Annotated in this window: 14 protein-coding genes and 1 pseudogene; 10 read left to right on the top strand and 5 right to left on the bottom strand. The window is 61.3% G+C overall.

The features are described 5' to 3' along the window. The first annotated feature begins 154 nt into the window (after nt 1-154). From QD280_RS11955 to QD280_RS11965, 3 genes are all read left to right on the top strand, one after another. Nucleotides 155-1,312 carry a DMT family transporter gene (locus QD280_RS11955; protein WP_279839374.1) on the top strand — a complete coding sequence of 386 codons (1,158 nt, stop codon included), beginning with the start codon at nt 155-157 and terminating at the stop codon, nt 1,310-1,312. A 163-nt stretch (nt 1,313-1,475) separates the two neighbouring features. Continuing rightward, nucleotides 1,476-2,474: an EamA family transporter gene (locus tag QD280_RS11960; RefSeq protein WP_279839375.1), complete on the top strand. Its 999-nt coding sequence runs from the start codon at nt 1,476-1,478 to the stop codon at nt 2,472-2,474. Nucleotides 2,475-2,558: 84 nt separating this feature from the next. Next, a complete protein-coding gene (locus tag QD280_RS11965) occupies nt 2,559-3,266 on the top strand; it encodes a hypothetical protein (protein ID WP_279839376.1) in 708 nt (235 codons plus the stop codon). Nucleotides 3,267-3,415: 149 nt separating this feature from the next. Here the strand turns inward: QD280_RS11965 and codB are convergent, their stop codons facing one another. Next, entirely contained in the window at nt 3,416-4,678 is a 1,263-nt protein-coding gene (codB, locus tag QD280_RS11970) for a cytosine permease (protein ID WP_279839377.1), read from the bottom strand. 553 nt (nt 4,679-5,231) lie between these two features. After that, a complete protein-coding gene (locus QD280_RS11975; protein WP_279839378.1) occupies nt 5,232-7,670 on the bottom strand; it encodes an FdhF/YdeP family oxidoreductase in 2,439 nt (812 codons plus the stop codon). Nucleotides 7,671-7,937: 267 nt separating this feature from the next. Between QD280_RS11975 and QD280_RS11980 the strand changes: the two genes are divergently transcribed. Beyond that, nucleotides 7,938-8,378, top strand: coding sequence for a hemerythrin domain-containing protein (locus QD280_RS11980; protein ID WP_153635859.1), 441 nt, complete (start codon nt 7,938-7,940; stop codon nt 8,376-8,378). Between the two features lie 361 nt (nt 8,379-8,739). On the opposite strand, the pseudogene QD280_RS11985 reads toward QD280_RS11980, so the two are convergent. Then, nucleotides 8,740-9,420: pseudogene (locus tag QD280_RS11985) on the bottom strand (hypothetical protein); the annotation flags it as partial. A gap of 443 nt (nt 9,421-9,863) precedes the next feature. On the opposite strand from QD280_RS11985, the gene QD280_RS11990 reads away from it, so the two are divergent. Continuing rightward, complete coding sequence (locus tag QD280_RS11990) at nt 9,864-10,217, top strand: hypothetical protein (protein ID WP_279833517.1); 354 nt, start codon at nt 9,864-9,866, stop codon at nt 10,215-10,217. 200 nt (nt 10,218-10,417) lie between these two features. Continuing rightward, entirely contained in the window at nt 10,418-11,272 is an 855-nt protein-coding gene (locus QD280_RS11995; protein WP_279839379.1) for an SDR family oxidoreductase, read from the top strand. 121 nt (nt 11,273-11,393) lie between these two features. On the opposite strand, the gene QD280_RS12000 is transcribed toward QD280_RS11995, so the two are convergent. Then, nucleotides 11,394-12,419: an MBL fold metallo-hydrolase gene (locus QD280_RS12000; protein ID WP_279839430.1), complete on the bottom strand. Its 1,026-nt coding sequence runs from the start codon at nt 12,417-12,419 to the stop codon at nt 11,394-11,396. Between the two features lie 238 nt (nt 12,420-12,657). Between QD280_RS12000 and QD280_RS12005 the strand changes: the two genes are divergently transcribed. The 3 genes from QD280_RS12005 to QD280_RS12015 all read left to right on the top strand — a co-directional run bounded on the left by QD280_RS12005 (nt 12,658) and on the right by QD280_RS12015 (nt 17,222). Further along, nucleotides 12,658-14,565 (top strand): TonB-dependent receptor, encoded by a 1,908-nt coding sequence (locus QD280_RS12005; RefSeq protein ID WP_279839381.1) that lies wholly within the window; start codon nt 12,658-12,660, stop codon nt 14,563-14,565. 335 nt (nt 14,566-14,900) lie between these two features. Then, nucleotides 14,901-15,923, top strand: a complete 1,023-nt coding sequence (locus tag QD280_RS12010; protein WP_279839382.1) for a patatin-like phospholipase family protein — start codon at nt 14,901-14,903, stop codon at nt 15,921-15,923. 213 nt (nt 15,924-16,136) lie between these two features. After that, nucleotides 16,137-17,222: a hypothetical protein gene (locus QD280_RS12015; RefSeq protein WP_279839383.1), complete on the top strand. Its 1,086-nt coding sequence runs from the start codon at nt 16,137-16,139 to the stop codon at nt 17,220-17,222. 52 nt (nt 17,223-17,274) lie between these two features. On the opposite strand, the gene QD280_RS12020 is transcribed toward QD280_RS12015, so the two are convergent. After that, nucleotides 17,275-18,801 carry a PLP-dependent aminotransferase family protein gene (locus QD280_RS12020; protein ID WP_279839384.1) on the bottom strand — a complete coding sequence of 509 codons (1,527 nt, stop codon included), beginning with the start codon at nt 18,799-18,801 and terminating at the stop codon, nt 17,275-17,277. A gap of 434 nt (nt 18,802-19,235) precedes the next feature. Here QD280_RS12020 and QD280_RS12025 point away from each other — a divergent pair, with 434 nt between their 5' ends. Continuing rightward, a complete protein-coding gene (locus tag QD280_RS12025; RefSeq protein WP_131432121.1) occupies nt 19,236-20,660 on the top strand; it encodes an APC family permease in 1,425 nt (474 codons plus the stop codon). Nucleotides 20,661-20,667: the final 7 nt, after the last annotated feature.

Genomic DNA, 20,667 nt, shown 5'->3' on the forward strand with positions numbered 1-20,667 from the left:
AGTACCCGAACCCGGCAGTCAATCACCGCACGCTGGCGGTATATGACGTTTTGCTTCTCCTGGCAGATCAGAGCGTAGTTTCAGCACAATATATTCTCGCGATGAGGCGTAATCTCGTGCACACCGAGACACACTTCATTGCGAGCCATCCACCATGCAGCACTCCTTCTCCCGGACGCCCTTCCGCCCAGCGCTGGAACGCCAGATCGGCAATCTTTCCGTCCTCACGGCCGCCCTGCTCTGGGGCACGACCGGCACCGCCGCCCACTTCAATCAGGATGTCAGCCCGTTGGCCACCGGCGCCTTCGCCATGGGCTTTGGCGGCATTCTGCAGGCCGTGCTGTCGCGACGAATCCTCCATGAGGAGCTGGCCGCCCTGCTGGTCCACAAGCATCTCGTGCTGTGGGCGGCGCTGTTCATCATCGTCTACCCGCTGGCCTTCTATTCGGCCATGGAATACACCGGCGTGGCGATGGGCACCGTGATCACCATCGCCACGGCACCGTTGGCGGCAGCGGTGCTGGAATATGTGCTGGATCGCAAGCGCGTCAGTGCGCGCTGGTACGCGGCGCTGATGCTGGGCATGACCGGTGTGGGGTTGATGGCCATGGGCGAGACACGCCTGGCAGACACGGCGGCAAACGCCACTGCCAGCGGCGTTGCCAGCGAGAGCCGCAAGCTCATCGGTATCGGGCTGGGCGTGCTGGCCGGCGCGAGCTACGCCACCTATTCGCTGCTTGCCAGACGCATGATGCTGCTGGGCGTGCATCGCCGTGCAGCCATGGGGGCGATGTTCGGCTGTGCCGGCGTCCTGCTGTTGATCGGCCTGTCCATCAGCTGCCTGTTCCTCGATCCGCGCCTGTTCGCCACGCCGGTGAATTCGGCGGTCGCCATCTACATGGCGCTGATCCCGATGCTGCTGGCCAGCCTCATCTTCGGACGCGGGCTTGCCAGCGTGCCCATCAGCCGGGTGACGGTACTGACCATGTTCGAGCCACTGGTGGCGGGCCTGTTGGCCGTCATCGTGGTCGGCGAGCAGTTCACGCTGATGGGCGCCATCGGCATGGTGCTGATCATGACCTGCCTGATGCTGCAATTGCGTTCGCAGGCAACGCAGGCGCCGATGGCTAGCCCGCAGGCAGACCTCGCGTCCTGGACGACGCCCGACACGGCCTGCGACGCTCTAGTTGATACACACGGCGACACTGCCCAATGGGGTGAGCGTGATCCGTGGAGCGATACCGAGCATGGCCGCGATGCCAATCAAGGGCCGGAGCAAGGAGCGGAGTCATGGCAGCGTCATGACGCCTGACGGCAATGAGGGAATTGTTGGCAAGTTAGAGTACGCGCCCTGAGCGGCACCCAGCTGGCGCGGCAACTCAACTCCCCGAAAGTGGTTTCAGCACACTTTCGCCAGCGCTTATGCTGCGACTGAAAACGGCCAAGGGATTGGCAAGACACGCAAGGACATCACCATGACAACCACCCGCCCCGATATCGCTGCCTCTTCAAGATCGACCGACATGGGAAGCCTGGCCGTCCTGTTTGCCGCGCTGCTGTGGGGCACCACCGGCACGGCGGCCCACTTCAATCAGGATGTCAGTCCGCTGGCGACCGGCGCCTTCGCCATGGGCGTCGGCGGCCTGCTACAAGCTGTGATCGCGCGGCCCAATATCATGAGCTGCCTGGGCCTGTTGCTGGCGCAGAAGCGCTGGGTATTGCTCGGCGCCGTGTGTGTCGTCATCTACCCGCTGGCCTTCTACTCCTCGATGCATCTGGCCGGCGTCGCCATCGGCACGGTGATCACCATCGCCACGGCGCCACTGGCCGCGGCGATTCTGGAGCGCCTGTTCGGCCACCACCGACTCACGCTGAGCTGGTATATCAGCCTCGCGCTGGGCATTGCCGGTGTAGTGATGATGGCGATGGGCGAAACGGCCACTCATGGCGGAGACATTGCCACCATCAGCGCCGGCGGCGACCCGATGGCGACAGGGTCAGGGGGCGTGCCTGATGCTGACTGGCAACGCCTGACCGGTATCGTGCTGGGCGTCATCGCCGGCACGACCTACGCTGCCTATTCGCTGATCGCCCGGCGCATGATGGACCACGGCACCCACGCCCGCGCTGCCATGGGCAGCCTGTTCGGCGTCGCCGGTATCGCGCTGATCGCGGGCCTGGGCCTCAGCATGCTGGTGGCAGACCCGCGCCTGTTCGCCACCCCCGGCAACACATCAGTCGCGCTCTACATGGCGCTGGTGCCGATGTTCCTCGGCTATATCGCCTTCGGCTACGGCCTGAAGACCGTCGCCGCCAGCAAGGCCACCCTGCTCACCCTGTTCGAACCGCTGGTCGCCGCGCTGCTCGCCGTCACCATCGTCGGGGAACATATCGCACCGCTCGGCTGGCTGGGCATGGCGCTGATCGCCGTCTGCCTGGTGATTCAGGTGAAGCCACAAAGGAACATTGAATAAAATAGAAAACTCATATAGCTTTCAAAAAAGCAATAAAAAATGACTCCTTTTAATTAGGCCCGTCGACAGCTCACAGGCACTGAAATGAAAACCATAATCATAGCGGCGTTTTATCTCTTGCTAGCAGGCTGTACCACTGCCATGCACAACACCTCTACGCAAAGCAACATCAATGATGTGGATTTTAAAAACTATACAGTTGGCCAAACACAGAAAGCTTATGTGGGCGATCAGATCATTGCACGAAAGTCATATCAAGAAATCGTACGAAAAAATCAGTACCAGGCCTTAAATGATTTCGTATTCAAAGGAGGACTTGGCACTGTCGCTATTCATCTCAATGGAAGTTACGGCGATATTTTCAGAATCGCCGGCCAAAATGAGGATGGAAATAAAGTCGTTCACATCCCTCACAGCCATCTAATGTTTGGCATAGATTCTGATGGCAAGTGGGATGGGACAGTCATGGCTAGAAGTTTTTGGAACTCGCCTGTAGGGAGCGGTTCGCAATATAGCATTGAGCCCTCTGATACGACTTTTCGGCTTGTAGAATCTCGAGTCCCTTACTCCGAAGCGGGCTACCTCAATCATGAGATAATATTCACTGGATTGGGCGCAAATGGCCTCAGTATTTTGTATAGAGAGTATACTTTCGAGGACATGGCTCGCACAGCCTACAAGCAAGAATTGATATACCCTAGAAATAGCAAAAAAATTAGATTCAAGAATTACGACATAGAAATCATCTCTGCCGACGCTTCAGAAATAGTATACAAAATTATCAGCGACTGAGAAACGCTTATATAAAAGCTTTCTCGAGAAAACCACACTTAACTTTTATGCAACATTAAAACTCCTAAACCACTATCACCGCCCAGCAATAAATTTATTGGCTGCCGGGCGGTTCTTGCATTCCCCCTTCACATCAGACGCTCAGCCACTCACGCCGCCGTCTTGTTGGCCAGTTCGACCTTGGCAAGCTTGATCAGTCCGCCGTAGACGACGAAGGCGACCACGACACCCACGACGGGCGGCATGAAGGGTGAGCTCCAGGCGCACAGGCAGGCGATGGCGTAGGCGGCGAGGCCCGGCCAGTGATAATCGACCCTGGGCACCTCGGCGAGGCGCGGATACTGCCCTTTGTGACCGAGCCAGAAGTTGGCCATGATCACGCCGCCGATCGGCGGGATGAAGGTGCCGAGCAGAATCAGGAACGGAATCAGCCATTCATACATGCCGAGTACCGCCAGCACGGTGCCGATGGCCGCGCCGCCCAGGGTGACACGCTGACGATGCGGGGTGCGCAACAGATTGCAGCCGGCGATCGCGAAGTTGTAGATGGTGTTGTCCTGGGTAGTCCAGATATTGAGGAACAGCATCAGGACGGCGAGGCTGACCAGTCCCTGGGCGATCATCACGTCGACGATATCGGCCTGCTGGTAGATCATCGCGCCGAGCGCACCGGTGAGCACCATCAGGCCATTGCCGACGAAGAAGGCCGCCAGGGTCGCAATGACGGCGATCTTCGGCGAACGCGCGAAGCGGCTCCAGTTGGTCGCCTGGGTGCCACCGCTGATGAAGGTGCCGATCACTGCTGTGATGGCGGCCGTCCAGCTCATGGAATCCGTCGGCGTCAGTGCCGCAAGGCCTGCGACACCGCCGACATCGATCATGCCGGTGTAGAGACTGAACAGGATGAACAGAAACATGGCCGGCACAGCGATGCGCGAGAGCATGTCCAGCCCGCGATAACCGATCATCGCCGTCAGACAGAAGGCGAAACCGAAGATGACCATCAGCGGTGTGGTCAGCCACTCCGGCAAGCCGAGCGTCTTGACCAGCACGATGGCAATGGTCGCGGTGCCCCAGGCGTACCAGCCGATCTGGGTGAACCCGAGCACGAAATCAGACAGGCGGCTGCCCTTTTCGCCGAAGCACAGCCGGCCCATCAGCACCGAATTCAGGCCGCTCTTGCAGGCGATATAGGCCAGGGCGGCAGCGTAACCGCCGAGCAGCAGATTGCCGATCACGATGATCCACAACAGTTCATTGAGCGCGAACGCGGCACCCAATGCCCCGCCCGCCCACATGGTGGCGGTAAAGAAAGTGAAGCCGAGCAGCACCATCGAGGTGGAGAGCAGTCCCCGTCGTGCCGAGGCAGGCACTTCGCTCAAGGGATAATCATTGCCGGATTCGCCTGCCATCGATGCCTGATCTGAGGCAGGGTCTGAAGCGCGGCCTGATGCGTTAGGTGAGGAGTGTTCTGCCATGAGTGCCTTCCTGGAGCTCGGTCGTGAGTCGTCGAGTCTTGTGGTGGTGTCAGCCTGCCTGAACGCCGGCCACCGCCCCCTGCGGCAAGGTGGCGGGCAGGGCGGCGGTCAGAGCGGCGGTCGCTACCCTACCACCACGCAAGATTCACGCCACCCATCCTCAAACCGTGCAAGATGCCAGCGCGCCGCCCGTGCCATGAAGCTGACACAGCCGTCAGGTTCTGGCCTGGCTACAGGCGCGGTTGGGCGCAAGACAGCCTCCAGAAATGATTATGCGACAAGCCCGGCGCAGCACCTACGAACCCCTCAGGTACGCCGACGTTGGCATCATCTTGAGCGCCAGACAGCAGAACGCCACGCGGCGCACTCTTTCAGTGCAGCGCGTGGCGTGACTCTCGCCCTCCTTCACTGACATCAAAACCTGACACCGAGTACAGGATGCAAATTTTTCAGCCTTTCCTTGTTTAGCGGTTCATGCTGAAGCCCTTCAGCTGCTCGCCAGCACCCCTTCGCTGGCATTGACCTCTTCGCTGTCCATCAGGCGCAACCGGACCGGCACCGATTTCGAGGCGGGCGTGTTGCTGCGCGCATCACGGTGATCCAGCGGAATCAGGTCATTGGTTTCCGGATAGTACGCTGCCAGACAGCCGGTCGGAATGTCGTATTCCTTGAGCTTGAAGCCCGCCATGCTGCGCTCGACGCCGTCTTCGCTGACCGTTTCCAGCGTCACGCGCTGACCCTCGCTCAGGCCCAGCGTCTCGAGATCCTGTGGGCTGATCATCACCACCATCCGCGTGCCATAGACGTCGCGATAGCGGTCGTCATTTGAATAGACGGTGGTATTGAACTGGTCGTGACCGCGCATGGTGATGAGCAGGAAGGTGCTATCCATGTTCAGGGTCTCATGGGTGACCTTGTTCAGCCCCTCCTCATCCGTGCCCAGCCCCTCGGGGAACAGGAAGTTGGCACGCCCCGAGTCGGTATGCCAGATGCGCTCGCGCGGGGCGATGCGGATATGGAAGCCGCCCTGAGCCAGGCGCGCGTTGTAGTCAGGGAAGATCTGCGGGAAGACCTCTTCGATGCGATTACGAATCCGCGCGTAATCCGCCTGCAACCAATCCCAGTCCAGGGTCGGATGCGGCGGCAACGTCGCCTTGGCCAGCTGACAGGTGATGGCGATCTCGGAGTGCAGACTTGGGTCCGCCGGGGCCATCACGCCGCGCGATGGCGCAACGTTGCACATGCCGTCCTCAGCGCTGGAGACCTGCTCCGCGCCCTTGCCATCGGCGCCGGCCTGCAGATCACGCTCGCTATGGCCGATCGTGGGCAGCACCCAGCCATGCTTGCCGGGGTGCAGGTGACTGCGGTTGAGCTTGGTGGCGATATGCACCGTCATGTCCATCTCGTGTACCTTCTCGACCACGCGCTTCTGATCGGGAATCGCGCGGAAGAAGTTGCCGCCCATGCCGATGAAGGCGCGTACCTCACCGCGCAGAATCGCCTCGCAGCATTCGGCGACATCATGGCCGTTCTCGCGCGGGCACTTGATGTCGAAGACCCGATCGAAGGCATCCAGCATCGCGTCATTGGGCAGATTCTCGATGCCGACGGTGCGGTCGCCCTGCACATTGGAATGGCCGCGTATCGGGCAGGCCCCCGCGCCGGGCTTGCCGATATTGCCGCGCAGCAGCAACAGATTGATGATCTGCTGGATGGTGTCGCCGCCGCGCGCATGCTGGGTGATGCCCATGCCCCAGCAGCAGATCACGCGCTCGGCCTCCAGATAGGTCTGCCCCGCCTGTTCCAGCGATTCACGTGACAGGCCGGACATGGCGACCAGGTCCTGCCACTCGAGCTTGCGGCAATGCTCGGCGAAGGCATCAAAACCGTGGGTATGCTGGGCGATGAAGTCATGATCCAGATAGCCCACCGCATGCGGATTGCGCTCGCGCAGCGCATCGTCGGCCTCGATCACGTACTTGCACATCGCCTGCACGGCGGCGAGGTCCCCGCCGATGCGCAGCTGATGATACTGACTGCTGATCTCGACACCCTTGCCGCTCAGCATGTCCTTGGGCGACTGCGGGTCGGCAAAGCTGACCAGCGCCCGCTCGCGCAGCGGGTTGAAGCTGACCACCTCGGCCCCGCGGCCACGCGCCTCGTGGAGATCACCCATCATGCGCGGGCTGTTGGTACCGCTGTTCTGGCCGAAGATGAAGATGGCATCGGCCTGCTTGAAGTCCTCGAGATTGACCGTCGCCTTGCCGATGCCGATGGACTCAGGTAGCGCCCGCGAGGTGGTCTCGTGGCACATGTTCGAGCAGTCCGGGAAGTTGTTGGTGCCGTACATGCGCCCGAACAGGGAAAACAGGAACGCCGCCTCGTTGGAGGTGCGCCCCGAGGTATAGAACTCGACCTGGTTCGGGTCCTCATAGCGCTTGAGGCGCTGGCCGATCTCGGCGTAGGCCGCTTCCCAGCTGGTGATCTCGTAGCGGTCCGTCTGGGCGTTGTAGCGCAGCGGTCGCGTCAAGCGCCCTTCCTTCTCCAGATGGTGATCCGACCACTCGCGCAGCTCGCTGAGCGTATTGTTGGCGAACAGCTCATCACTGACACGTTCGCGTGTCGCCTCCCACGCCAGCGCCTTGGCACCGTTTTCGCAGAAGTTGGCACCCTTGGGCTTGTCGCCATTCGGCCAGGCGCAGCTCGGGCAATAGAAGCCATCGGGCTTGTTCATCTTCATCAGGCTGCGATGGCCTTCGATGGGCAGATGCTCCTGCCAGATGAACTTCTCGACCGCCTTGATCGACGGCCAGCCACCGCCCGGTGGACGGTCCAGCTGACTGCCGGACAGCGACGCCGATAACGCCGGTGCGTGAGACCCCTTGGGGCTGAAGGAATCAACTGGCGTGGTCTGGTCTTGGGACATGTCGGGGCTCCTGACGGTGGCGGCCGGCAGCTGGCATCGATCAGACACCGTTGCGGGCACGCCACCGAGCAAAGAATTCAAGGGTCACCCTTGTTTCCTTGCCTCGCGCCAAGGCTTTTTCAAGGCCGATCGGCGTTGCGCACTTGAACTTCCGCCGATCCGCCACCAGAGTTGTACACACCTGACACAAGCAAGCCCGCACTTGAGCAAGACCGCACACAAGCAGACCCGCCACTCAACACGCCAGACATGATGAGGAGCTGGAACATGACCGTATTTGAAGCCCTGCGCGAGACCCACGACGAACAACGCCGCCTGCTGGACATGCTGCTGCAGACCGAAGGTGACAGCGAGCCGCGCGATGACCTGTTCAAGCGCCTCAAGGAATCGCTCACCAATCACGCCGGTGCTGAGGAGCGTGCGCTCTACATGCCGATGATGGAGCACGACATGACGCAGGAGAAAGCGCGTCACAGTGTCGCCGAGCACCATGAGATCGATGAGCTGGTCGAGAAGCTCGAGGCGACCGACTACAGCTCACCGGGCTGGCTGGCCACCGCCAAGCAGCTCGAGCACCTGGTGACCCACCACCTGGATGAGGAAGAGCAGGAAGTCTTCCAGCTGGCAGGCCGCGTCTTCGATGACGCCACCAAGAAGCGCCTCGCCGAGGAATATCACCAGGACATGAAGGCGCGCGAAGCGGCCTGAGCCAGAATCCAGCATCGGGCCTAGTCGAAAGCGCTTGGCGCTGTAACAGGCTGAACGCTATCGATAAGCGCCGATGACGCACACCAAAACGGGCTGACCACACCATGTGACCAGCCCGTTTTTTCATGCGTTCACCCCCCTGCGATGAGGGCATCGACGCCTGTGAAAGCGTGTGTCACAACGACTAAGGCGAAGAGTCATCCATCACGTCATCAGCAACGAGACACACGGCTTACTTGCGGCGCGGCGGCCTTGCGGCACCCTTCGATGCCGGCTTTCTGCTCGGGCTGCCTGAGCGCTTGCCATTGCCTTTCCCGGCCTTCGTCTTGTCATCAGGCTTCTCCGCACGCCCGACGTAACGCGCGATCCAGATGGTGTGCTTGGCCCCCGAGGTGCCATGCGCGTAGACCTGACGCGCCTCGGCCTTGAAACCGGCCCGCGACAGGCGCTGCGAGAAGCGCGCATCAGCCGTGGCCGACCACACCGCCAGAATGCCGGCCGGGCGCAACGCCTTGGCACACACCGCCAGCCCCTCTGCACTGTAGAGCCAGTCGTTGTCATCCGCGGTCAGGCCTTCCGGGCCATTGTCCACATCCAGCATGATGGCATCGAAGCCGCCGGGCGCTTCACGCAGCACCTCGGCCACATCGCGATTCTCGACTGTCGTGCGCGGATCCCGAATCGGATAACCCGCCTTGGCCCCCAGCGGGCCGTCATTCCAGGCCACCACTCCCGGCACCAGCTCGGCAACGACCACCTCGGCATCGGCCTTGAAGTGCTTGAGTGCGGCGGCCAGGGTGAAGCCCATCCCCAAGCCGCCGATCAATACGCGCTGCGGCGTCGCCGGCGTGCCGCGACTCTTGAGCAGACCGGCAGGAATCTCAGCCAGCGCATCTTCCGAGCCATGCATGCGGGTATTCATCAGCTGCCCGCCCTTGCCGCTCTCGATCTTGATGACGAAGTCCTCGCCATACTCGAACAGACACAACGAATCCGTCGTGCCGGGGATCGGCGCGGTATCGAGCAGCACAAAGCGTTTCATGGCACATCCATAGAAGGAAAAATGATCATCTGTCAGGTGGCTTGGTGGCCATCCTGACTATATTCAACATGACGGACATCTGTACGACATGGGGGAGCGTTAGTCTAACAGTCAGAACCCCGTGGCAGGTATCCGCCTGCGCGAAGGCATGAAGTTTCGCGAAAGCACGATAAAAATGAGAGCATGCGCGCATCAAGGCTGGAAGATATTCGCGAATTCTCTAATACTAGCTTTTGAAGAACGCAACACCGTCGTAAAGCAAAGACTCTCAGCACGAACACTCTCAGTACGAGCTGTCACCTTGAGACCAATGACCGATGCGCCAAGGAAAGCGCAGCGGTCACGCCGGAAGATGGGCAAGCCCCACCGCCGGCGAGGCAGAGTGACACCTGAAGTAGCACTCAAGATTCCGACTCATCGGAACCCGAAAAGAGGATATTTCGATGCCGCATACCCATCCGGAGCGACTCGCGTCGGTCAGTTCCAGCCAGGTCGAGGAACACTTTCGCGATCTCCATCCCATCGTGGCGTTGGTCTCGGCCACTCGGTTGCTGCAATTCCTCGAACGGGAAGGCCTGACATTGCATGCACACCGGGCCCTGTGCGCCAGCATCATTCGCAAGGCACTGCCCAGCCTCGAAACCGGCCCCGGGCATGATCCTGCCAATCTGCCGAGCCTGCACGGAATAGAACAGACCGAGGAAAGCGAGCCGCCTGTTCCGCTTGCACAGACCATGGCAGCGGGCGCCAGTACGCCAGCCACTATGCATGACAAGCATGAGGATATCGCCTCCTGACAACCGTCAGGCTTGCCGATGACGAGACATTCTGATGCCCAGCTCCGTTCACACGGGGCTGGGCATTTTTATATCGCTAAACAAGAAAATCATGATCAAGGGGGTTTAATCCGCCACGATCGTCCACAGATCTGTGGGGAGACGTTCAGCGTCTGAACGCGCAGCAGCGCATTCACGATCAACGAACCGGAGGTGACGGCATGACTCAGCAACAGCCCCCACAGCATCAGAACCATCAACCGGGCGATGAACATCGCATGGACCCCAAGCCCGAGTACATCCGCGAGGGCTATCGCGGCAGCGGCAAGCTGCTGGGCAAGGTGGCAGTCATCACCGGTGGTGACAGCGGTATCGGTCGCGCCGCCGCCGTGCACTTCGCACGCGAAGGCGCCGATTGTCTGATCACGCACTTGGGCAGTGAAGAAGTCGATGCCCAGGAGACCATCCGTCTGATCGAAGCCGAAGGCAGACGCGGACGCCGCATCGCAGGGGATATCGGCGACCCGGCCTTCTGCCGCAAGGTCGTCGAGGGCGCGATGGAGGAATTCGGTCAGCTGAATATTCTGGTCAACAATGCCGCTGAGCAGTACGACTGGGATGACGTGACCGAGATCGATGACGAGCAGATCGAGCGCACCTTCAAGACCAATCTGTTCAGTCACTTCTACATGATCAAGGCCGCCGTGCCGCACCTCTCCAAAGGCGATTCCATCATCGCCACCTCATCCGTCAATGCCTTCAAGGGCAATGACAGCCTGATCGATTACAGCGCCACCAAGGGCGCCATCCAGGGGCTGGTACGCTCACTGTCCGGCACGCTGATGGACCGCGGCATTCGCGTCAATGCCGTCGCGCCCGGCCCGGTGTGGACTCCCTTGATCCCCGCCAGCTTCGAGGATGAAAAGGTCGCCAACTTCGGCCAGCAGGTACCGATGGAACGCCCCGGCCAGCCCAGCGAAATGGGCCCGGCCTACGTCTATCTGGCCAGCGAAGACTCAAGCTACATGACAGGCCAGACGATTCACCTCAATGGTGGCGTCGTGCTCAACACCTGATCGCAGACCTTCAGCACACACCTGAGCAAGCCGAGTGTAATGCGACATGCTCGATACGAAACAGGCCGCCCCATCTTGGGCGGCCTGTTTCGTTTGTCGCGGGCTATGTCCGCAGGATGACTCAGCGTGCGGCGCGCAGACGCTCGGCCTGGGCCAACGTGCAATCACTGAGCAGATCCAGCGCGCCCAACGCCTGGTTTCCGGTCACGAAGGGATGCGCTTCGCCTGGCTTGCGAGTCTCAAGGTCCGCGATTCGTCCGGGTGTGCCGTCACGCTTGGGGTGATTGGACAGGAAGACGTCTACGCCGGCTTGCTGCGCGATCTGATGCATGCGTGACGCCGAGGCAGAATAGCCACGCAGTCTGGCCTCATTCGGCCCGAAGTTGAAGCCAGTGCCGCCCCACAACACGGCGTGATGCATCTCATCGCCATCCCTGACCGGGAGCACCAGCGACAGCGTGCCGGGGGTGTGGCCGGGCGTGATGTACATGCCGAGCGTGGTGTCACCCAGCGTCAGCCTCTCATCGTCTATGACCTGATGGTCCCGCTCTGGCGGCTCTCCCCAGCGCGGGTTGTCGATGCGCTGCTCGGGGTCATCCAGCATGTCCCAATCGATCTTGGTCATGATCACCTCGGGCGCATACTGCTCCACGATCCAGGACTGGCCGCCGTAATGGTCGCCATGGCCATGGGTAATTACCAGATAGCGAATATCGGCAGGGTCCAAACCCAGCTCGCGCATGCCTGGCGCGATGATGGTCTCGGCCTGATTCGGGGTGTTCATCGCATCGATGAGGATGATGCCCTCGGAGGTGGTCAAGGCCCAGCTCGAAACCTGGCCATTGCCGACGAAGTAGAGATTGTCGAATACCCTGTGCGGCCCCAGCGACTTGCGCTTGTCAGCGGAGGGCTTCGATCTGGGTCCGGGCTTGGCAGTTTCATCCTCGGAGTGTCGGTGGCGCTTGCCCGCGTCCACCAGGGGTGCCTCGAGGCTACACAGGCTGTGAAGGCCGGGATACCCCTCACCCGCCGCCAACCCCCGTTGCGCAAGCTGGGTCGCAAGCGGCGACATCGCCGCAGCAGGAGCATCAGCTGGCTGCGATGCCGCGCTGGCCAAGGCGACACCTGACAGCGGCAGGCCGATCACCCCTGCCAACAGTCCTGCCGTTACTAGCCGAGAATTCCCCATAGATAGCCCTATCTCACCAAGATGAATGGATTCAGCGTCGAAGATTGTCACCAACGTCACATTTTCGCAACAGTGCGTTGCGCTGCGCCAATGCAAAGCATTATCATTCAAAAAGTGCACGAATGATGCACACACATAACGATAATCTCGGGAACTTCAATCGATGCCAGCGCACCCTCCTGCACCTCACCGCCCCATGGCCTCACGCTCAGCCGTCTTGTTGGCCCTGGCGGCGCTCCCCTCTCTGGTGGTACTCCCGAGCCATGCCTCCGACCAGCTGGAAGACATCGTCGTCACCGCGTCCGGTCACGATCAGATGGTCAAGGACGCCCCGGCCTCGATGAGCGTGATCACGCGCGAGAGCCTTGAAGGCCGTCATTACAGCGACCTCACCGATGCGCTGCGCGGCTTGCCCGGCGTGACGGTATCCAGCGGCGGATACTCCAAGGACATCAGCATTCGCGGCATGCCCGGTGAATACACGCTGATCCTGGTGGATGGCCGCCCGATCGACAGCCGTGATACGCGACCGAGTGGCAGTGGTGGCTTCGAGCAGGATTGGCTGCCGCCACTGGAAGCGATCGAGCGTATCGAGGTAGTACGTGGCCCGATGTCGACGCGTTATGGCTCCGATGCCATCGGCGGGGTCATCAATATCATCACCCGCAAGACGCAGGAGGAATGGGTCACCAATCTGCACTATGACACCTTCATCCCCCAGCACAGCGTGTCGGGACATGAACGCCAGAGCCGCATTCGCACCTCGGGCCCGCTCATCGATGGGTTGCTGGGCCTGAGCGTCAGCGCCGGACAGACCACGCGCCAGGAAGATGACATCACCCGCGGCTACCCACAGCGCAAGCGTCAGGACCTCGACACCAAGCTCAGCCTCACGCCGGAAGACAATCAGCGCATCGAGGCCGAATTCGCCTACCATGACCAGAATCGCCAGACCGAGGAAGGCCGCAGTCAGGGCCAGGACAGTGATCGTGATTGGGATACTCGCCGCTTCAGCCTGAGCCATCAGGGTGACTGGGCCAGCGCCAGCACCAATTCCTACGTCCAGTACGAGACGTCACGCAACGATAGCCGTGGCATCACGCTGAGCAATACCAAGGCGAGCAGCAACGTGCTGATTCCGCTGGGCGATCACCTGACCACCCTGGGCGTGAGCTTCGAGGAGGAGCACCTCGAGGACAACGACACCAACGCTCTGAGCGAGATCAACGAGATCCGCAACAGCCGCTGGTCACTGTTCGCCGAGGACGAATGGCTGCTGACCGACGACTGGGCGCTGACCGGCGGCGTGCGTCTGGATGAAGACGAGAACTACGGCAGCCACCTGTCACCGCGTCTTTACAGCGTCTATCAACTGGCCGACAGCTGGACGCTCAAGACGGGCTTGGCGACCGGTTACAAGGCGCCGAGTCTGTGTCAGGTCGCCGACAACTGGGTACAGGACAGTCGCGGCGGCGATATCTACGGCAATCCGGATCTGGAAGCCGAGACCTCTCTGAGCCGCGAGATCGGCCTGCTGTATGACAATGCCAGAGGCACCCAGGCGGGCGTGACCCTGTTCCGCAGCGACTTCGATGACAAGATCGTCACCGAACTGTGCCCGGATGGCGCCTGCGCCGGCGGCGCGGATGATGCGCGCTGGTACAACAACGTCGACAGTGCCGTCACCCAGGGCGTCGAGCTGAGTCTCAATCAGGAGCTGCGTCACGACCTCGCGCTGGCACTCAGCTACACCTATACCGATTCCGAGCAGACCAGTGGCGAGAACAAGGGCCAACCGCTGACCCAGATTCCCCGCCACCAGGCCACGGCTCAGCTGGACTGGCAGCTCAACCATCGCCTCAATCACTGGACACGAGTCGACTGGCGTGGCGAAGAGACTCAGCCCGCCACCGGTGTCACCAGTCGTACCGTTATCGCGCCGTCCTACACGATCGTCGATACCGGCGTCAGCTTCGATGCCACCACTCAGCTGACACTTAGCGCCGGCCTCTACAACCTGTTCGACAAACGCGTGCGCTACGACGATTTCGGCTACGTGGAAGATGGTCGCCGCCTGTGGGTCGGCGTCGACTACACCCTCTAGCACCGACTCCGGCCGCCAACGGCTTGCCTCCCATGCAATGAGCGATCAGTCCGCTGCATGGGAGGTAATCGCGGCTTTCCTCGCCACGCCTCTCTTCTCTCCTCTTCTGGTCCCCTCTCTCCTCTTTTCTCTCCTCTTTCCGCCTTCCCCCTTTGTCTCGTCTTCAGTGCCTCGCTGGCCTGTCACCTCTGCTCTCCCCGCCAGTATCAGGCCCTGCTGTTTGTCCGTATCAGTCATTTCAGTCGGCTGAAAGCCAGTGGCCTCTCTATTCTGGTAGCAGCCACAGGCGTTGCCGTGGACAGGACTGAGCGTTACCCGCTCTGCAGGAGGCAAGCATGTCCAAGCTGATTCTTTCACTGGATGGCGGCGGCATACGCGGGGCGGCCACCGCGCAGTTTCTGATGCGTGTCGACGCGACACTCAGAAATGACCACCAGACCAGCCTGCGTGAGCGGGTCGATTTCTATGCGGGCACCAGTACCGGCAGTCTGATCGCGCTAGCGCTGGCCACCACCAACATGAGCCTCGAGGACATAAGCGGGCTCTACAGCGCGACCAGCGCCAAACAGATCTTCGCCGACAACCGCGGCTGGTTCGAACTCGATGGCATCAATGCGCCCAAGTACGAGGCCAAGGGCAAGAGCGCGATGCTCAAGAAGCACCTCGGCCAGGCCAAGCTCAGGGATGTCCCCGCTGGCAAGCAGGTACTTGTCGTCACCTACGGCATCGAGCGACGCCGCCCGCATGTCTTGAAGTCGAGCAAGCGCGAGCATCACAAGCTGCTGGCCTGGCAGGTCGCGGACGCCTCCAGCGCGGCGCCCACCTACTTCCCGACCCGCGACATGAAGCTGGGGCCGGACAACGAGCAGACCTGGCTGATCGATGGCGGCGTCATCGCCAACAATCCCACCATGTGCGCCATCGCCGAAGCCTGTCGCCTGTGGCCGCATGAGCCGCGTCGCGTGCTGTCGATCGGCACCGGAACACGCACGCGCAAGATCAATGGCCCGGATTCGCAGCACTGGGGCGCAGTGCAGTGGGTACTGGAAGGCAGCCTGATCGACGTGCTCTCCGATGAGAAGGTGGTCGGCTATCAGGCCATCACCATCTCGCCGCCGGGCAGCTATATCCGCGTCAATGCCGAGATGCGCCCACAGCCCGGCATGCTCAAGGCGCCTGATGACGCGATGGACGACATCAGCACCACCAACATCAAGCATCTGAAGGCCATGGGCGATTTCTGGTTCGAGCAATACGGTGACGCCGTGGTGGCCCTGATCACCGACCGCTATCAAGGGCCCTCGCTGGATCGCATCGATCCCGCCACCGGCAAGCCCGAGACCTACGAACCTCACTGAACACGCCTTACGCGACGCGAACTCGGAGACGCCTGTCAGCGATTTTGCTACTCTGCGCTGCCATGCTCCACGCCGACTCGAGTTTATTTAATGACACATGGCACACCGCAAGACATTCGCATTCGCCCCGGCACCTCAACATGGCGAATGCTGGTGACTCTCACATTATCTCTGGCGATTTTCATACCCACTGCAGCTCAGTCAGACGATGATATGCGCTTTGACCAGCCGGAAGCCTTCGCCACCCTGAAGAAGGCGGTCAGCTATTTCGATGAAATGGATACCTTGCCGGAAGAGGCATGGATCAGCCGCGATCAAGCGTCTGCGCGCAGCGATATGGACGAGATGATCGAGGAAGCCATGCAGGCCCTCGACGTGCCGGAACTCTCGACACTGCGCAGCACTTACCGGCAAGTCGAGGACAAGATTCGCGAATCGCGCGGCGAGATTTCCGAGTTGAAGGAAAAGCGCATGCTCGCGCCGGACACCGATGTCTCGACACTGACGCGCCTCACGCCCACCGATACCCTGCGCGAATTCACCGCCAGCACGCGCGGCGATTATGATCTGCTGATCGCCGCGCATGAGAAGAACATCGCCGCCTATCAAGGCGAGCTGAGCACGCTGGAAGGCAAGCTGGCCGCGCGACTCGAGGAGATCGGCATCACCCTGACGCCGGACCAGGTGCAGGTGTGGCTGTCCTCGGTAGTCGGCGATGATGTGCTGACCATGAGTGTCGTGTTCGCCAGCATCAAGTCGGTGGCCCAGCAGCTCGCCGAGCTGACCCGCGACAGCGGCGAGAACCTCGACTACGCGCGGCGCTATTACGGCATGGTCGTCATGCTTCATCGCATGATCGTGACCATGCAGCAGGACTTCATCACGCGCGTGAATGATGAGGTATTGCCGCAACTGCAAGGCTTCGCCGACGAAGCCGAGGCCACCACGCGTGAAGCCCGTACGTTGATCAAGCAAGGCGGATCACGCGAGAGTCTGGAGAACAACATCCGCGCCAACGCCCTGACGCTCAAGACGATCAACCTGTATCGCTCGCTGGTGACCGAGCAGCGCGACCGCGTCACGACCTCTCTGACCAAGAGTCAGCGCGAGCTTGCGGTGGCGACCAATACCTATCGCACCGTCAAGCTCAGCGCCCACGTCGCCGACCTGATCCGTCAGGGCGTCAAGACCTTCGACACCCTCGCCGGCCTGCAGGTACCGGTTGCCACCAGCTTCGAGAACAGCGCCATGCGCGAGGAATTCCGCAAGCTGACCGAGCGCATGCAGCAGGCAAAATAACGCACGCAACCGGTATCGATACCACGCCTTCGCCTGTCCGGCGAAGGCGTTTTCAGTTGTGGCGCCGAATATCCCGCATGCTCAGAATGCTCTCCAGCGTGCGTCTCAGGCGCGCCACCTCGCTGATCAGACTCTCGCCTGCCAGCATGCCGACCCCCAGCACCAGGCCACGTCGCGAGTCTTCGCTGCTGCAGACCATGCTCAGTGGCCGCACGATCAGATGCTCCTTGACCATCAGCTGCGCGACGCGCTGGTCATCGATCTCGGGGGCGAACTGCACGCACAGGCTGATGCCGCGCGACGGCGGCGAGACGCTGATCACGCCCTTTACTTGACACAGCTGGTCATGCACTACCTGCTGCCGGCCGAGATAATCGCGCTGGATGCGCTGATACCAGGCGTCCAGATCGCCATCGGCGATGAATTGCGCCAGCACCGCCTGATCGAGCATGCGCCCCTCGCGGAACACCTCGCTGCGCAGGCGGTTCATCGGCCCGGCCAGCGCGCGCGGCACCACCAGATAGCCCAGCCGCAGCCCGGGGAACATCAGCTTGGAGAACGAGCCCACCAGCAGGCGATTGCCGGAATCGGGATCAAACAGCAGCTCACCGTGATCATCACCGCTGAACTCGTAATCGTCCTCGAGGATATAGGCGGGCTGACAGGCCTCGCACAGTCTCTGCTTGTCACGCCGCGAGGTGGGCACACTCAGCGGATAGTGGTGCGACCCGGTGAAGTAGGCGATCTGCACCGGCCCTTCGCCAAGCGAGGTGAGATCGTGTCCTGGCTCACTTGTCGTATCACTCGTCGCATCGCTCACCGGCCGCCACGGAATCTGGCGGGTCTCGAGGCCTGCGGCCAGGAAGACATTGCGCGCGCCCCAATAGCAGGGTGACTCCATCACCACCCGCTGCCCGGCATCCGCCAGCGCCAGCGCGCACAGCTCGATGCCGTGGTGGGTGCCCTCGGTGATGATGATCTGCTGGGTATCACAATCGATATTGCGCCAACGACGCAGAAAATCGCGGATCTCACGCTTGAGCGGACCATAGCCGCCGCTGGAGTAGGACAGCAGCAGCGCGTTGTGCGGCACCGTCACGCTGGCATACAGCTGACGCCACTTGCGCATCGGAAAGCGCGCGATGTCCGGAATGCCCGGCACGAAGGCACCACTCTGGATCAGACTCGCCCCTTGCCCGCCCAGCACCTTCCGGGCCCGCGCCGACAACGGCAGCGGTGCCGGTGAAGCCCCTCCTGCGCCCGCTCCTGACTCCGCCGACCCAACCTCCCCCGAGCCCGCGCTTGCCCGGCGCGCATGCGGGCGACGCGTCCAGGTACCCTGCCCCTGGCCGGTGTGCAGATAGCCCTCCTCGATCAGCGACTTGATCGCCAAGGCCAGCGTATTGCGCGCCACCCCCAGCGCCTCGCACAGCTTGCGATGCGGCGGCAGCCGCGCGCCCAGCGGCCATTGCTCACGAATCACCTCGAGCAACGCCTGCTCCAGCCGCACCTGCTTGCCCAGCGTTTCGGACTGGCGGCGATAACATTCGATCAGCGGCTCAAGCGCGGCCAGTTCCATCGCGGTCTCCCGTTGTCGTTGTCGTTGACGTTGTCGTAGTGCTGTCACGCAGCTTCCCGAGGTTGTCCAACCCCCGCCAGCCACTCGCCTGACAGGCGGCGCGCAGCGCCCATTCAGCCCTGATTATCCGCAGCCCCTGCCGATTGGTCCAGTCAAACGCAAAATTGGTCTATTCGCCATCGGGCATGGCGCTGGTAGCGTGTGTTTCAGGCGTTGCCTACTGACTGATGCTCACAGCGAAATGATTGCTGAATCGCTCTTGGCTCCCCCTTTACAGGAGCGACCTTTCAGCATGCATCAGCCAGCGACAGGACTGTCATTACTTCTCGTTCATGCCAGCAAGCTTTGGAGATGAGATTGAGAAGAGCGCACGGGACATCAGCAGGAAACGGCTTCGCTATATAACAAATTCCAAGATCGAATTGAGTATTCCAATGAACAACAGTACTCCCCCTGCAGAACAGCTAGTCAGAGTCCTTGCGCGTGGCGACGTCCTGGCACTTGCCTTCGGCGCCATGGTCGGTTGGGGCTGGATCGTCCTCACCGGCGGCATGATTCAGGATGCCGGCAGCGTCGGCGCCATCATCGCTTTCATCATTGGCGGCATCGCCGTCGTCCTGATCGGTCTGACCTATGCAGAACTGGCAGCAGCCATGCCCAAGGTGGGCGGTGAGCATGTCTACAGCTACCGGGCCATGGGGCATTTCTCTTCCTTTCTGTGTACCTGGACCATCATTCTCGGCTATCTGAGCGTGGTGTCCTTCGAGGCGGTGGCATTGCCCACGGTCATCGAGAACCTCGCGCCCAACTATGCCGTTGGCCACATGTGGACCATCGCCGGTTGGGATGTGAAGGCGACCTGGGTGGCTGTCGGTGTCGGCGGCTCGCTGGCCATGATGGCGATCAACTATGTCGGGATCACCACTGCCGCACTCCTGCAGAAGGTCGTCACAGGCGTGATTCTGATCGCCGGCGTCCTGTTCGTGACCGGCGCCTTGTTCGAAGGTGATGTCGCCAACATGACACCGCTGTTCACCCAGTCCGAAGGCGGCGTGGTGGCAGGCATCATCGCGGTGCTGGTACTGGTGCCTTTCCTGTTCGTCGGCTTCGACGTCATTCCGCAGGCCGCAGAGGAAATCAATCTGCCCTACAACGCCATCGGCAAGGTGCTGATGATGTCCGTGGTACTGGCCGTGGTCTGGTATGCGCTGATCATCCTGGCCACCAGCATGGCGCTGGATCATGACTCCCTGCTGGCAAGTTCACTGAGCGTGCCGGACGCCATGGGCGCCCTGTTCAATTCGCCCTGGGCCAGCAAGCTGATGATCCTTGCAGGTATCGCCGGCATCATCACCAGCTGGAATGCCTTCTACATCGGTGGGTCACGCGCCATCTATGCCTTGGCACATGCCGGCATGCTGCCTGCCTGGCTGGGCAAGCTGCACCCCAAGCACAAGACACCCACCAATGCGGTACTGCTGATCGGTCTGCTGTCCTGCATCGCGCCCTTCTTCGGTCGTCCGGCACTGGTGTGGATCGTCGATGCGGGTGGCCTGGGTATCGTCATCGCCTATCTGTTCGTCGCGATCTCGTTCCTGATCCTGCGTATCCGTGAGCCCGACATGCCGCGTCCGTTCCGCGTCCGCCACGGCAAGCTCTGCGGCACACTGGCCATCCTTCTGTCCTTCGGCATGGCCTGCCTGTATCTGCCGGGTAGCCCTTCCGCGCTGACCGGTACCGAATGGCTGATCTTCGGCGCCTGGATGGCTCTTGGTCTGGTGATGTATGTCATCGCCCTGAAGCAATTCGGCCGAGCCTATAGCGACCGTGTCATGGCCCCGGCTTTCACGGCGCAGTAAACACGCA

This window comes from Cobetia sp. 1AS1 (genome assembly GCF_029846435.1).
GTDB classification, from domain to species: Bacteria; Pseudomonadota; Gammaproteobacteria; order Pseudomonadales; family Halomonadaceae; genus Cobetia; species Cobetia amphilecti.